The organism is Kosakonia sp. H02 (assembly GCA_030704225.1).
GTDB lineage: Bacteria > Pseudomonadota > Gammaproteobacteria > Enterobacterales > Enterobacteriaceae > Kosakonia.
The window spans coordinates 1,024,668-1,038,725 of record CP131915.1; the positions used below are offsets into that span (position 1 = coordinate 1,024,668).

At 52.8% G+C, this 14,058-nt stretch carries 12 protein-coding genes, 1 tRNA gene and 1 pseudogene; 7 read left to right on the top strand and 7 right to left on the bottom strand.

Annotated elements, in window-relative coordinates:
- Positions 1–44: 44 nt before the first annotated feature.
- The 4 genes from sixA to Q5705_04900 form a co-directional block, all read right to left on the bottom strand.
- Entirely contained in the window at positions 45–530 is a 486-nt protein-coding gene (gene sixA, locus Q5705_04885) for a phosphohistidine phosphatase SixA (protein ID WLI77899.1), read from the bottom strand.
- Between the two features lie 209 nt (positions 531–739).
- Positions 740–2,884: a fatty acid oxidation complex subunit alpha FadJ gene (fadJ, locus tag Q5705_04890; GenBank protein ID WLI78971.1), complete on the bottom strand. Its 2,145-nt coding sequence runs from the start codon at positions 2,882–2,884 to the stop codon at positions 740–742.
- Positions 2,881–4,191, bottom strand: a complete 1,311-nt coding sequence (gene fadI, locus Q5705_04895) for an acetyl-CoA C-acyltransferase FadI (GenBank protein ID WLI77900.1) — start codon at positions 4,189–4,191, stop codon at positions 2,881–2,883. Before fadI ends, fadJ begins: the two co-directional genes overlap by 4 nt.
- A 164-nt stretch (positions 4,192–4,355) precedes the next feature.
- Complete coding sequence (locus Q5705_04900) at positions 4,356–4,640, bottom strand: YfcZ/YiiS family protein (protein ID WLI77901.1); 285 nt, start codon at positions 4,638–4,640, stop codon at positions 4,356–4,358.
- Positions 4,641–5,017: 377 nt separating this feature from the next.
- On the opposite strand from Q5705_04900, the gene fadL reads away from it, so the two are divergent.
- On the top strand, positions 5,018–6,379 hold the full coding sequence (fadL, locus tag Q5705_04905) for a long-chain fatty acid transporter FadL (protein WLI77902.1): 1,362 nt from the start codon (positions 5,018–5,020) through the stop codon (positions 6,377–6,379).
- A 55-nt stretch (positions 6,380–6,434) separates the two neighbouring features.
- Here fadL and mlaA read toward each other — a convergent pair whose 3' ends face one another.
- Complete coding sequence (mlaA, locus tag Q5705_04910; GenBank protein ID WLI77903.1) at positions 6,435–7,187, bottom strand: phospholipid-binding lipoprotein MlaA; 753 nt, start codon at positions 7,185–7,187, stop codon at positions 6,435–6,437.
- A gap of 318 nt (positions 7,188–7,505) precedes the next feature.
- Between mlaA and Q5705_04915 the strand changes: the two genes are divergently transcribed.
- The 6 genes and pseudogenes from Q5705_04915 to Q5705_04940 all read left to right on the top strand — a co-directional run bounded on the left by Q5705_04915 (position 7,506) and on the right by Q5705_04940 (position 11,782).
- Positions 7,506–8,438 carry a formate/nitrite transporter family protein gene (locus Q5705_04915; protein ID WLI78972.1) on the top strand — a complete coding sequence of 311 codons (933 nt, stop codon included), beginning with the start codon at positions 7,506–7,508 and terminating at the stop codon, positions 8,436–8,438.
- A gap of 108 nt (positions 8,439–8,546) precedes the next feature.
- The gene (locus Q5705_04920; GenBank protein ID WLI77904.1) at positions 8,547–8,909 is read left to right on the top strand and encodes a GtrA family protein; all 363 of its coding nucleotides are present in this window, start codon (positions 8,547–8,549) and stop codon (positions 8,907–8,909) included.
- Positions 8,906–9,466: pseudogene (locus tag Q5705_04925) on the top strand (glycosyltransferase family 2 protein). Before Q5705_04920 ends, Q5705_04925 begins: the two are co-directional and overlap by 4 nt.
- A 79-nt stretch (positions 9,467–9,545) precedes the next feature.
- On the top strand, positions 9,546–9,950 hold the full coding sequence (locus tag Q5705_04930; GenBank protein ID WLI77905.1) for a hypothetical protein: 405 nt from the start codon (positions 9,546–9,548) through the stop codon (positions 9,948–9,950).
- Between the two features lie 5 nt (positions 9,951–9,955).
- Complete coding sequence (locus Q5705_04935; protein WLI77906.1) at positions 9,956–11,494, top strand: DUF6056 family protein; 1,539 nt, start codon at positions 9,956–9,958, stop codon at positions 11,492–11,494.
- Between the two features lie 213 nt (positions 11,495–11,707).
- A tRNA-Arg gene (locus Q5705_04940) sits at positions 11,708–11,782 on the top strand.
- Between the two features lie 12 nt (positions 11,783–11,794).
- On the opposite strand, the gene Q5705_04945 is transcribed toward Q5705_04940, so the two are convergent.
- Positions 11,795–12,427, bottom strand: coding sequence for a DNA-binding protein (locus Q5705_04945; protein WLI77907.1), 633 nt, complete (start codon positions 12,425–12,427; stop codon positions 11,795–11,797).
- A 97-nt stretch (positions 12,428–12,524) separates the two neighbouring features.
- The gene (gene hutH / locus Q5705_04950) at positions 12,525–14,057 is read right to left on the bottom strand and encodes a histidine ammonia-lyase (protein ID WLI77908.1); all 1,533 of its coding nucleotides are present in this window, start codon (positions 14,055–14,057) and stop codon (positions 12,525–12,527) included.
- Position 14,058: the final 1 nt, after the last annotated feature.

Sequence of the window (14,058 nt, forward strand, 5' to 3'; positions counted from 1 at the left end):
ATAAGAGCCGCATAGCGCGGCTCTTTTATTTCATGGTCCGGGAATCAGATAGCTTTTGGCATCTTCAGGTTGCAGGGACTCATTTGCCAGTTAAACACCCCGTTGCCGTCTTCGTTCAGCGTCACGCTGGCGATGGCGGAGGTGGTAAACATCGGCGGTGTTTCACCCGGGCAGAGCTCGGACACCAGGTAACCGACCAGCGGCAGGTGGGAAATCACCAGCACGGAGGAGGTTCCTTCATTCGCCAGCGCCTGGAGATAAGCGCTGACGAGGCCGACATCGCCACAGGGCATCAGTTCCGGCAGGACATCCACGTTGTCAGGCAGGTTCATGCACTCCCCTACCTTATCCAGCGTCTGTTCAGCGCGTAAAAAAGGGCTGACCAGAACACGTTCGATATCCACTTTTTGGCCTTTCAACCATGTTGCCATTTGACGGGATTCATCGCAGCCACAAGGGGTTAGCGGACGAACCGAGTCACTGGCTGCATCGAGGGCAGCGTCGCCGTGACGCATGATAAAAACTTGCATATTGCACCGCTTTTGTTAACCAGAATCATCACCATTTCCACTGCGAACTCATTTCACAACAACGGGAAATAATGATGGCCGGGCATTTTGCCTGATTCATTCGTTGAATGAAACGCTGTTTTTTACCTCAATGGCGTAAGTATAGTCAATCACTGTTTACGAAATAACCGCGAAGGCCATGAGGAATAACAAAATTACTTTTTTAGACCTTAACTTGCAGGCTCAGTTTCCGGCGTGGGCCAGAAAGTTCCCCCCTGTTCCGCCATGCGTACTAACGCCTCGCACGGCGCAAAATGCGCGCCGTATCGCGCGTGTAGTTGTTGCAGCGAGGCAACAATAGCCGCCGCGCCCAGCGTATCCATATAGTGGAACGGCCCCCCTAAAAAAGGGGGGAAACCGATGCCAAATACCGCACCGATATCGCCGTCACGCGGGCTGCGAATAACCTGTTCATCAAAACAGCGAGCCGCCTCGTTAAGCATCAACGAAACACAGCGTTCCGCTATCTGCTGCGCCGACAACTGACCACTTTCAGAAACGCCAATTAAGCGGTAAATCGACGGGTCAGGCAGCTTTTTGCTTTTACGCCCTTTCGTGGGGTAAAGATAGAAACCGCGCGCATTTTTTCTGCCTTTGCGATCATCATTCAAAATCGCAGAAACAACGCTTGCAGGGGCGCTAAACCGCTCACCATAGGCGGCTTCCAGCACCGGGATAATCTTCGTTCCGGTGTCGATCCCCACTTCATCCAGTAGCTGAATCGGGCCAACCGGGAAGCCGAATTTCACCAGCGCCTGATCAATGGTTTCGATAGGTTCGCCTTCGCTCAGCAAACGCATCGCCTCGCTGATATAGGGCGCAAGAATGCGGTTGACGTAAAAACCGGCTTTGTCCGCAACCACAATCGGCGTTTTGCCCTGCTTCTTCGCCAGTTTTACCGTTGTGGCAATGGTCTGCTCATCGGTTCCGGCGTGCGGGATCACTTCCACCAGCGGCATCTTCTCGACCGGGCTGAAAAAATGTAATCCGATAACCTTCTCCGGGCGCGCGGCGTTCGCGGCAATATCACCGATCGGCAATGACGACGTGTTAGAGGCAAAAATGGTATGCGGGGCGCAGTTCGCTTCCACTTCGCTAACCATTTTCTGTTTCAAAGCGAGATCTTCGAACACCGCTTCAATTACCAGGTCGCGATGGGCAAAACCCCGGTAATCCAGCGAACCAGAAATCTTCGCCATCTGGCTGTCGCGCTCGGCGGGTTTCATATAACGACGGCGCACCTTTTTATCCAGCTCTTGCAAACTGTGTTTCAGCGCGTGGTTGATCCCTTTCGCATTAATATCTTTGATGCGAACCGGCAACCCTGCTTTGCTGGCGGTGACAAAAGCAATACCGCCGCCCATCAATCCGCCCCCTAATACCCCAACGGTTTGTAACGGACCCGGGGCGACAGCGCTGCCGGGATCTTTTTTAATGTCGGTACTGGCAAAGAAAATATGTCGCAGCGCCTGAGATTGCGGCGTCATCGCCAGCTGCCCGAAGGCGCGCGCTTCCGCCTCAAGGCCGCTGCTGCGCCCCTGCGCCAGCCCGGTTTCAATCACCGAAAGAATGCGCGGCGCGGCAGGGTAATTGCCGTGAGTGTGTTGTTCGGTTTTCTTCGCCACCATACGAAACAGCAGCGTACGGCCAAGCGGCCCGGCAAGCACGCGTTCACGCACCGGTAACTGTCGGCTCGGGCGCTCTTGCTGCGCCAGTTTTGCCGCCGTCTCAAGCAGAATGGATTGCGGCACGACATCGTCCACCAACCCCGCTTTCAGCGCCTGGCGCGGGCGTAATTGTTTGCCGGTGAGGATCATATTCAGTGCCGTGCTGACACCAATCAGGCGCGGTAAGCGCTGCGTTCCGCCCGATCCGGGCAGTAAACCCAACTGCACTTCCGGCAGGCCAAGAATGGTTTTGCCATCATCGGTACAAATGCGGCGATGGCAGGCGAGCGCCAGTTCCAGCCCGCCGCCCAGGCAAGCGCCGTGGATCGCGGCCACCACCGGGATCGGCAGCGCATGGATTTCAGCCATTATTTTTTGCCCCTGGCGGGCAAGTTCTTCCGCCTCTTTGGCGGTCTGGCAACGGGCAATCATATTGATATCTGCCCCGGCAATAAAATTGTCCGGCTTCGCCGAGATAAACACCACGCCACGCAATGCTTTGTTTTCACGGATCTGTTTTAAGATAACGCGCACTTCCGCGCCAAATTCCGCTTTCAGGGTGTTCATCTTTTCATTCGGCACATCAATGGTCACCACCGCGACATTATCAGGGCGCACGCTCAGGGTAAATGCGGACAACGTCATTATTCAGCCTCCAGAACCATTGCGGCACCTAATCCACCCGCCGCGCAGGCAGTGACCAGACCAAACCCGCCGCCGCGACGACGTAGCTCGTGCAGCGTCTGGGTTATCATGCGCGCGCCAGTCGCGGCAAAGGGATGTCCGTAGGCGATAGACCCCCCGAGTACATTAAATTTGCTCTCATCCACTTCGCCTGTGGCCTGCGTACGGCCCAGCACCTCACGGGCGAATCGCTCGCTGGCCAACAGTTTCAGGTTGGTTAAGGTTTGCGATGCGAAGGCTTCATGCATATCGAATAACGTGAGATCCGCCATGGTCAGCCCGGCTCTGTCCAGCGCCAGTGGCGTCGCCCAGGCCGGGCCAAGCAGCATATCCTGACGCACATCGATGGCGGTAAAGGCGTAACTGCGCAGGTAACCCAGCGGCACCAGGCCTAACTCTCTGGCGCGCGATTCCGTCATCAGGACAACCGCTGCTGCCCCATCGGTTAGCGGCGTGCTGTTTGCAGCCGTGACGGTGCCGTGCTTGCGGTCAAAAGCCGGGCGCAGTTTGGCGTAATCGGCGAGGCTTGAGTTATGCCGCACATTGTTGTCCTGCTCGACGGGATCGCGAAACGGCGGCGCGTAAGCGGTCATCACCTCCTGGGCGAGCTTGCCGTCCGCCCAGGCCTGAGCGGCGAGTTGGTGCGAGCGATGCGCCAGTGCGTCCTGCTCTTCGCGGCTGATACCGTAGGTTTTCGCCATCTGTTCGGCAGTGTCGCCCATCCGCAGGCCGGTGGAATATTCAGCCACGGCAGGCGGAACGGGCAGCAGATCGCGAAGACGCAGGCGGGAGAAGAGTTTGAGTTTTTGCCCGACGCTACGCGCTTTATTGGCATCCACCAGCACACGCGCCAGTTTTTTGCTGACGCCTATCGGTAAAACGGAGGAGGAGTCGGCGCCACCGGCGATCCCGGCGCGGATAGTGCCTGCCAGCAGGCTTTCAGTGACGTTTGCAACCGCCTGGAAGCTGGTGGCGCAGGCGCGACTGACGCTGTAGGCATCCGTATGAACATTCATGCCGGTGCCGAGCACGATTTCGCGGGCGATATTGGGCGCTTCCGGCATCTGCACCACCTGGCCGAAGACCAGTTGTTCAATCACCTCAGGAGGAATTTCGCTGCGTGCCAGCATCTCTCCCACCACCATTTTGCCGAGATCGATCGCCGGAATGCCGTGAAAGACGGTGGCCTGGCGGGCAAATGGGGTTCGTAACCCACTGACAATGGCAATGCGGTCGCCCTGGCGGGTGACAAGCGGTAATGCCTGACTCATAACACTCCCCTGTTAACAGCGTAATGCATAAAGTGGTCTGACCTGATAACAGTCTTAACCAATCTTTTACATTTAGCCAATGGGAGCGACGAAAAAATGCGAGCTAAGCCACAGAGAAACTTAACTAAAACGCTCCCGCTGATGGGGAGCGTTGAAGGGGATGATTAACGCAGACCGAGCTGGAAAATCAGGGTTTCCGCTTCGCAGGCGAAAACAAAATCGATATCCAGTTGGACGCCGCCCGCCACTTCAGTGAATGTCGGGGTGATTTGGCAAGGTTCGGATTCAACGCTGCGAGCTTTGGCGCTCAGTGCCGCCAATGTTTCTTCTGCATCGGCGCGGTTAGTGAACACGCGGCTATAGGAGGCGGTGCAGTCGGTGTTGTCCATGATGGTGCCAACATCCATACAGCAGCAAACCGGGGTTTCATTAGCACTGCATTTACTCATAAAAGATTTCCTCTAAATTCGCACCCTGGGTGCCAGATAAACGTTGCGCACATTTTACGCCGCGCCGAGGGCTGTCTCCAGTCGTTAATTCCCTTCACCGGTATAAGTGACCGAAATCACGCTCAAAAATGATCTAAAACAAAAATCGGCTCGTCGTGTAATTCGGAATATCGCCATTTTTGCCAAGCAGATCCCGTTTCGAAGATCACAATTGAAAAAACTTAATTACATACTTGCAACATTCCTTCTGGTCAGACCTATACTCTCGCCACTGGTCTGATTTCTCTGTCGTACCTCAGACCCTACACTTCGCGCTCCTGTTACAACGCGTAACAATGTTTGTATAAAAATAAATCGATTTGAATGAGGTTATGGTCATGAGCCAGAAAACCCGGTTTACCAAGTCTGCTCTGGCAGTCGCAGTGGCAATCGTCTCCACCCAGGCCTGGTCAGCAGGCTTTCAACTCAACGAATTTTCCGCCTCGGGCCTTGGCCGTGCTTATTCCGGCGAAGGTGCAATTGCGGATGATGCGGGCAACGTGAGCCGTAACCCGGCGCTGATTACGATGTTCGATCGCCCTACCTTTTCCGGTGGTGCGGTGTTCGTTGATCCTGATGTCAACGTGACGGGTCGTTCTGCGATTGGCAATAATGCCAGCCAGGACAACATCGCGCCGACAGCGTGGGTGCCGAACCTGCACTTTGTTGCGCCTATCAATGACCAGTTTGGTTGGGGCGCATCCGTCACGTCGAACTATGGTCTGGCGACAGAGTTCAACAATAATTACGCGGCTGGCTCAATGGGCGGTAAAACCGACCTTGAAACACTGAACCTTAACCTCAGCGGCGCGTACCGCCTGGATAGCAACTGGAGCTTCGGCCTTGGTTTCGACGCTGTCTATGCGCGCGCGAAGATTGAACGTTATGCCGGCGATCTGCCACAAATCATCGGCGCTAACCTGCCTTCACTGGTGCAGTCTGGTCAGTTGACGGCGCAACAAGCCGCGGCGATTGGCGCGCAAGCAGGCGGCATCGGGCGTGATACCCAAATCGCACACCTGAAAGGTGATGAGTGGGGCTTCGGCTGGAACGCCGGTATCCTGTATGAGCTGGATAAAAACAACCGTTGGGGCCTGACCTACCGTTCCGAAGTTAAAATCGACTTTGATGGCGATTATAAGAGCAACTTGCCAGCAACGCTGAACCCGATTAATGCCGCGTTGGGGCTGGGCTTACCGTATGGCACCAACGGCGCGACGACCGATGGCTCGCTGACGCTGAACCTGCCAGAAATGTGGGAAATTTCCGGTTATAACCGTGTCGCTCCGCAGTGGGCAATCCACTACAGCCTGGCTTACACCAGCTGGAGCCAGTTCCAGCAGTTGAAAGCCACGGGCAACCAGGGCCAGCAACTGTTCTATAAAGATGAAGGCTTTAAAGACGCGTACCGTATCGCTTTAGGCACCACGTATTATATGGATGATAACTGGACCTTCCGCGGCGGTGTCGCCTTTGATGACAGCCCGGTTCCGGCGGATAAACGCTCTATCTCCATTCCGGACCAGGATCGTTTCTGGCTGAGCACCGGTGCGACTTACGCATTTAATAAAGACGCGTCGGTGGATGTGGGCGTCTCTTATATGCATGGTCAGAAAGTGAAATTCACCGAAGGCCCGTACACGTTCAAATCTGAAGGCCGCGCGTGGCTGTACGGCGCGAACTTTAACTACGCATTCTGATAAACGCGTGGTGATAAAAAAGGTGAGCTTACTGGCTCACCTTTTTATTTGGGGTCTATTCCGAGTCGATATCTTTTAAATCGCCCTCGATCGCCTGGGCGTTCGGGTTTTCCTGCGGCTTCAGCTTGCCGCCGTTGGCGATAAAGTCATGACGCTGGAAGTAGGCTTCGCGCACCAGAATGTACGGATCGGAAGACTGGCGCAGCAGACCATCGGAATCGAGCAGTTGCGCGCGGGATTCAATGCCTTCGACCGTCCATTTCCCGACGGAGAGCGGCCACGTCAGCCACGAAAGCACCGGATAGAGCGTATCCGCCATATCGCCACCATCTTCACGCAGGGTGAAGCTGCCATAGAACGGCAACTGCATATACGGGCCGTATCCCATGCCGTAATGACCCAGTGTGCTGCCGAAACGATGCGGTTCGACGCGCTGCAATTTCGGGTTCGACATGCCTGCCACATCCATCAAGCCGCCCATCCCAAGCAATGTATTAAGGAAGAAGCGGGTGAAATGCACCATCCCCTGGTAGGGATCGCCCTGGAGGAAGAAGTTCGCCATGATCGCCGGTTCTTCAAGGTTACTGGTGAAATTGCTCAAACCGTTACGCGCGGGTTGCGGCACATAATCACGCCATGCAACGGCCACCGGTCTGACAACGTAAGGATCCAGTACATTGAAGTTGAAGTTGTACATGGTCCGGTTAAACCCTTCTAAGGGGTCCGAACGTCCCTGCGAGTCATTAGAACTGGCGCAGCCGACCAGCACAGTGGTTGCCAGCGCAAGCGCCGACAGGCGATATTTCATAGGTGTCTCCCTGAAGAAAATGGCCATTGCACAAGGCCATCCATCGTAACGCACCCCGGAGGAGCCGGTTTGCGCAAGCAAACATGCAACGCATTGTAACAGCACGTCTTATGATGTCTATGTCGTAACGCGTGTGCCTCAGTTCAGCATAGCCGCAATTATTCCGTGGCTGGGTAATAATTCTATACAGTCTTTCCTGGCGGCAAAGCGCCATTTTTGCTCTTGCCAATACTTTCAGATGATGCCGCCACGGAAACGGGCAGAAAGCCGCTACGCTTAACGTCAAGTGAATAAAAAAGTGAGGCCATCGTGGACAAAATAGAAGAAGAGAAAATCGACCAGCACAGCGATGACATCAAAGTGGAGAGCGAAGAGAAGAAACGCGGGGAAAAAATCGAGCTTGACGAGGAACGCCTGCCCTCGCGGGCGATGGCTATCCATGAGCATATTCGCCAGGACGGAGAAAAAGAGCTGGAACGTGACGCGATGGCGCTGTTCTGGTCAGCCATTGCCGCAGGCCTATCAATGGGAGCATCACTGCTGGCGAAAGGTATTTTTCATGTCCAGCTTGCGGGCATTCCCGGCGGATTCCTGCTGGAGAACCTGGGTTACACCTTCGGCTTTATTATCGTCATCATGGCGCGCCAGCAGTTGTTTACGGAGAACACCGTCACGGCGGTATTGCCGGTAATGCAAAAACCGAGTTGGGTGAATTTCGGCTTAATGGCGCGGTTATGGGGCGTGGTATTGCTGGGTAACCTTGTCGGCACGGCGGTTGCGGCATGGGCGTTTGAATATATGCCGATATTCGATGAGGAGACCCGCGATGCCTTTGTCAAAATCGGCATGGATGTGATGAAGAATACGCCGCTGGAAATGTTCTCCAACGCCATTATTTCCGGCTGGATTATTGCCACCATGGTGTGGATGTTCCCGTCTGCGGGCGCGGCGAAAATCGTGGTGATTATTTTAATGACCTGGCTTATCGCACTGGCGAATACCACGCATATTGTGGTCGGCGCGGTCGAGATTTTTTACCTGGTATTTAACGGGACGTTGCACTGGAGCGAGTTTATCTGGCCGTTTGCCCTGCCCACCCTGGCCGGAAATATTTGCGGCGGCACCTTTATCTTCGCCCTGCTCAGCCATGCGCAGATCCGTAACGATATGATTAACGCCCGCAAAGCAGAGGCGAAAGCCAAAGCGCAAGAGCAGAAGCAACAACGCGCAGGGAAAGAAAAAGAGGCATAACACCTCATCCTGCACGCGCTGGCCAGGCGCGTGCAGGCGAATAGCCATAATGATCTCGTAAGAGTTGTCTGATAGACTTCGGGAACCGGCGACTCATTGACTTAAGTAATGTTAAAACGATTCACGACGTATACTTCCATTGGCCTGCTCAATACGGCTTTGCATTGGGTCATTTTCTCTCTCTGCGTTTATGGCTTACACACAAGCCAGGCGTTAGCGAACCTTGCGGGGTTCGTTGTCGCTGTCAGTTTCAGCTTCTTTGCAAATGCCAGATTCACCTTTAAAGCATCGGCCACAACCGGGCGTTACCTCATGTATGTCGTTTTTATGGGTGTGTTGAGCGCGTTAGTGGGCTGGTGTGCCGATAAGTCGGGAATGCAGCCTGTGGTAACGCTCGTGCTCTTCTCTGCCATCAGTCTGGTGTGCGGGTTTACCTATTCAAAGCTTATTGTATTCAGGGACGTTAAATGAAAATCTCTCTGGTCGTGCCCGTCTTCAATGAAGAGGAGGCAATACCTATTTTCTATAAAACTGTTCGCGAATTTGAAGCGTTAAAGAAATATACGATTGAGATAGTCTTCATCAACGATGGCAGCAAAGATAAGACGGAATCCATTATTAACGCGCTTGCGCTCCCGGATCCGCTGGTTGTACCGCTCTCATTCACCCGTAATTTCGGTAAGGAATCGGCTCTTTTTGCCGGTCTTGAGCATGCCACGGGCGATGCGATTATCCCCATCGACGTTGATTTGCAGGATCCGATAGAAGTGATCCCGCATTTGATAGCGAAATGGCGAGCGGGTGCCGACATGGTGTTGGCAAAACGTTCTGACCGGTCGAGCGATGGCCGACTGAAGCGCAAAACAGCGGAATGGTTCTATAAGCTGCATAACAAAATCAGTAATCCGCAAATCGAGGAAAACGTTGGCGATTTTCGTCTGATGTCGCGCGACGTGGTCGAAAACATCAAATTACTCTCTGAACGTAATCTTTTTATGAAAGGTATCCTTTCATGGGTGGGAGGTCGAGGAAAACGTTGGCGATTTTCGTCTGATGTCGCGCGACGTGGTCGAAAACATCAAATTACTCTCTGAACGTAATCTTTTTATGAAAGGTATCCTTTCATGGGTGGGAGGTAATGTTGACGTTGTCGAATATATCCGCGCCGATCGCGTTGCCGGGAAGTCAAAATTCAACGGCTGGAAACTGTGGAACCTTGCACTTGATGGGATAACCAGTTTTTCTACATTCCCGTTACGTATCTGGACTTATATCGGGCTTGGCGTTTCATTACTGTCATTCTTTTATGCCATCTGGATGGTAATAGATAAATGGTTCTGGGGTAATCCTGTCCCCGGCTATCCTTCGTTAATGACTGCCATATTATTTTTAGGCGGCATTCAACTTATTGGCATTGGGATCCTTGGCGAATATATGGGGCGGGTTTATACCGAAGTCAAAAACAGACCTCGTTATATCGTTAAAAAAAGAAAAAACACTCTGGAAAGTTAACTATTATGTCAGGAAATTTATATAAATCAGCCATTCTCATTCTCGCCTTTCTGGCTATTTTCGCCATTGAATGGCTTACCCCTATTCACTCTGATGATTACCGATATTTTCTTTTAGGCATATCGCCTGAAGCGCATATTCACCACTATCTCACCTGGAGTGGGCGCATTATTGCGGATTATGCAAGTTCACTGATTCTTGTTAGCCAGTCACAATTTGTCTATTCGTTTTCTACTGCCGCTGCCGTTTTAGCATTTTGTTATTTCATTGCAAAAACACCGGCCAAAACGCTGCGCTGGGCAAAGAGCGATAATATTCTCGTACCATTAATATTTTTCACTTACTGGATATCCAACCCTAACTTAGGGCAGACCACTTTTTGGCTTGTTGGTGCAGCAAATTATCTGTGGACGAATTTATTTGTTGCCGCATGGGTTTTCTATATTTATCAGATTACAGCCGACAATATAAAGAAAATAAGCCCATTAGTGATTGTTCTGAGCTTTATGGCCGGTTGTTCCAATGAAAGCGTTTCGCCCTTTGTATTCCTGCTCGCTTTACTGGCGATGGCTTACGAATTGTGGATGACGAAAACGGTCTCTAAAAACAAAGCCATATACACGCTTTTCACGTTAATCGGTTCGTGCACACTTATCTTATCCCCGGGTAACTTTGTCCGCGCCAGTGACAAAGCATTTTGGTATGGGAAACCGCTGCTGGAGCGCATTGCCATTCACGTAACAGAGCGTGTGCATAATCATCTGGCGTTAATCTGGATTTGCTACGTTGTTCTCTTTCTGCTTGTACTGTTAGTTATTTTTAATAAAAACCTCCGTTCTAAGATCGATAAAAAATATATCGCACCCGCCATCCTGATGATCGTTATTGGCATCGGAACCGTGCTGATCATGTTTGCCTCGCCTTCATATCCGGACAGAGTAGTGAACGGAACATTTATGTTTTTCCTGTTCGCTATTTCGTTTATTGCGTATAGCATTCTGATTAGCGGTATTAAAAAAGGCGTCATCGGCGTAACGGCAATTACAATTTTGTGTGCAGGGACATTCTTATGGTCATATACATTGATGTATAAAAGTTATGTGCGCGTTGCACTGCAAGAACAGGTCAGGCTAAGCATCATTAAAAAAGAAGTGTCGCAAGGCAACCTGGACTTTACGATCCCTGATTACCATTTTGTAAAAATGCAAAATAGCGGCGGCCAGTTTGGTTTATTCCATGACCCTGCGGTTTATGGCGAATACTATAGCGTTAATAACATTTTCAGAAAAACAGTCGGCTTTGATTATTCTGTAATTGCTAATGGTAAAGTAATAAACCTCTCTGACGGTAAATCCGCCTACGCTAATTCGACAGGTGATTTTATTATCATCAGCCAGCAACCGGTTAATAAACCCATTACCGTAAAAGTTAATAACACTGAACGCACTCTTCAGGTAGACAAGATGAAATCTGTAAAAATTAACCATGATTATTGGTATTACAGCCATATTCCTGATGGGACTGTTGCTAACGTGTCACTATAATTTTGCCCCTCCCCACACGATATCGTGGGGAGGGTTATCGTGTTTTGTACTTAATGATTTTGTTCATTAAGTACGCACAGCCCGGCAAAGCCAGGGTGAAAAGCACAGCAAATGGACACAAAGCGAACAACCGGGAACGAAAATATTGAGTCATGACGCAGACTTGCGGTAACATGCCAGCGCTTCAGGGTAAACGTAAAATAACCCGAAAAAGTCCCCTTAGTTAAATGGATATAACGAGCCCCTCCTAAGGGCTAGTTGCAGGTTCGATTCCTGCAGGGGACACCAGTATTTCCTTTCCTAACGACTGCCAGACCGGTAAACCGGGATAAGCCGTGTCGTACCCGTAAGATCATCAAATACTTCGCTTTCCGCCGTCGCGATCGCCATACCAGTTTTTCTCAACCTCTGCACATCAGCGGCAATGCGCTGAATGCCAAACCAGAAAAGCCCATCCAGTGCTGTGACCTGTAATCTTGATTCAAGCGCCAGTTTAAGCCGTTCACGCGGAGCCTTCACTTCTTTGGCGATTTGCTGGTAAGGCGCAGCCGTAGCGCCTGTCGGATCCACTCGTCGGATTCTTGTGGCGAGGCGGTATTGAAACGCATCGGGAATGTCACTCAAATCGGTTTTCAGGCTATAGACGCAGCCGAAACGCTTACCGTTGAAAATCACGTTTTTCTGGGCAAGCTGGAATTCGTCACGCAGGCCAGCAATCAGCTGCGGCGCGCGGGTGAGTAATAATCGGAAGGGAAGTTCAAAACTGGTGACGTAATCGACGTTCAGCAGCGCGATTCGCAGCCGTTCTTCTGCTCCAGCCTTAAGCTGGCGGCACTCGTCGAGAACATCGCGCCACTGCTGCGCCAGGCGAGGCGTTCCGGCGGCGTCTGCAAAGCTATACTTCTCAATCTGATAGTCAATTTTTCCGCTCACCCTGAATTCCCTTCTGGCCGTTTTTAGATTCAGCTGCTCAATTTACCAACTCCATGGCATAACCGGAAGATGGGCGCGCATATCCTTCATGCTGTCATCAGTTGTAATCCGGCAAAATCGCAGGCACCAGCCGCGTCAAATGTCCTTCACTCAATAACTGCATGGCCGTGTCTATATCCGGCGCGAAATAGCGGTCTTTATCATAATGCGCAACCTGTTCGCGCAGCAGATTCCGGGCCTGCTCCAGCAACGGACTGGTGGTAAGCCCTTCGCGCATATCGAGGCCCTGGCAGGCGGCCAGCCACTCGACGGCGATCACCCCGCGCGTATTTGCCGCCATTTCCCATAAGCGACGACCGGCGGCAGGTGCCATCGAAACGTGATCTTCCTGATTGGCCGATGTCGGCAGGCTGTCGACGCTGTGCGGGTGCGCCAGCGCTTTGTTCTCGCTCGCCAGCGCTGCGGCGGTAACCTGGGCGATCATAAAGCCAGAGTTCACCCCACCATTTTTCACCAGGAATGGCGGCAGTTGTGACATATGGCTATCCATCAATAACGCGATGCGCCGCTCGGCCAGCGCACCGATTTCAGCAATCGCCAGCGCGATGTTATCTGCTGCCATGGCGACCGGTTCCGCATGAAAATTGCCGCCCGAAATCACCTCGTTTTCAGCGGCAAAAACCAGCGGGTTATCCGACACGGCATTGGCCTCGGTTAACAGCACGTCAGCGGCGAAACGCAGTTGCGTTAAACACGCGCCCATCACCTGCGGCTGGCAGCGCAGTGAATAGGGATCCTGCACTTTATTGCAGTTGTGATGCGACCGGGCAATCGCGCTGTCGTCCGTCAGCAGATGGCGATACAACGCCGCAGCATCGATCTGCCCACGTTGGCCGCGTACCTCATGAATACGGGCATCGAACGGGCGACGGGAGCCGAGCGCCGCCTCGGTGGTCAGCGCGCCACACACCACCGCTGAGGCGAACAACGCTTCCGCCTCAAACAAACCGCGCAGCGCAAACGCAGTGGACGTTTGCGTGCCATTCAGTAGCGCCAGCCCCTCTTTCGCCGCCAGCGTCAACGGTGCCAGCCCGGCATTTTTCAACGCCTCGGTGGAAGGCAGCCACTCTCCTTGCCAGCGGGCTTTTCCCTCGCCGAGCAGCGTCAGCGACATATGCGCCAGGGGTGCAAGATCACCGGACGCGCCCACCGAGCCTTTGACCGGGATCCACGGATAAACGCCCGCGTTAATCATCCCCACCAGCAGTTGAATCACCTGCAAGCGGATGCCGGAAAAACCGCGCGCCAGGCTGTTAACTTTCAGCAGAATAATCAGGCGCACCATGGCATCATCCAGCGGCTCGCCTACCCCGGCAGCATGAGAAAGCACCAGCGAACGTTGCAGATTTTCGAGATCCTCTGTCGCGATACGGGTTTGCGCCAGCAGGCCGAAACCGGTATTGATGCCGTAGGCCGTGCGCCCTTCTGCCATGATGGCGTTGACACACGCCACGCTGTCATTGATCGCGGCAAAAGCGCTGTCATCCAGCGTGATATGAAAAGGTTGGCGGTAAATGTCGCGCAACTGCGCCAGCGTCAGTTGGCCGGGAATAAGCGTGAAGTTATTCATG

Excerpts from the sequence above, each read along its gene's own strand:
- sixA (WLI77899.1), bottom strand. The coding sequence starts at position 530 with ATGCAAGTTTTTATCATGCGTCACGGCGACGCTGCCCTCGATGCAGCC.
- fadI (WLI77900.1), bottom strand. The coding sequence starts at position 4,191 with ATGAGTCAGGCATTACCGCTTGTCACCCGCCAGGGCGACCGCATTGCC.
- Q5705_04900 (WLI77901.1), bottom strand. The coding sequence starts at position 4,640 with ATGAGTAAATGCAGTGCTAATGAAACCCCGGTTTGCTGCTGTATGGAT.
- fadL (WLI77902.1), top strand. The coding sequence starts at position 5,018 with ATGAGCCAGAAAACCCGGTTTACCAAGTCTGCTCTGGCAGTCGCAGTG.
- mlaA (WLI77903.1), bottom strand. The coding sequence starts at position 7,187 with ATGAAATATCGCCTGTCGGCGCTTGCGCTGGCAACCACTGTGCTGGTC.
- Q5705_04920 (WLI77904.1), top strand. The coding sequence starts at position 8,547 with ATGTTAAAACGATTCACGACGTATACTTCCATTGGCCTGCTCAATACG.
- Q5705_04930 (WLI77905.1), top strand. The coding sequence starts at position 9,546 with ATGAAAGGTATCCTTTCATGGGTGGGAGGTAATGTTGACGTTGTCGAA.
- Q5705_04935 (WLI77906.1), top strand. The coding sequence starts at position 9,956 with ATGTCAGGAAATTTATATAAATCAGCCATTCTCATTCTCGCCTTTCTG.
- hutH (WLI77908.1), bottom strand. The coding sequence starts at position 14,057 with ATGAATAACTTCACGCTTATTCCCGGCCAACTGACGCTGGCGCAGTTG.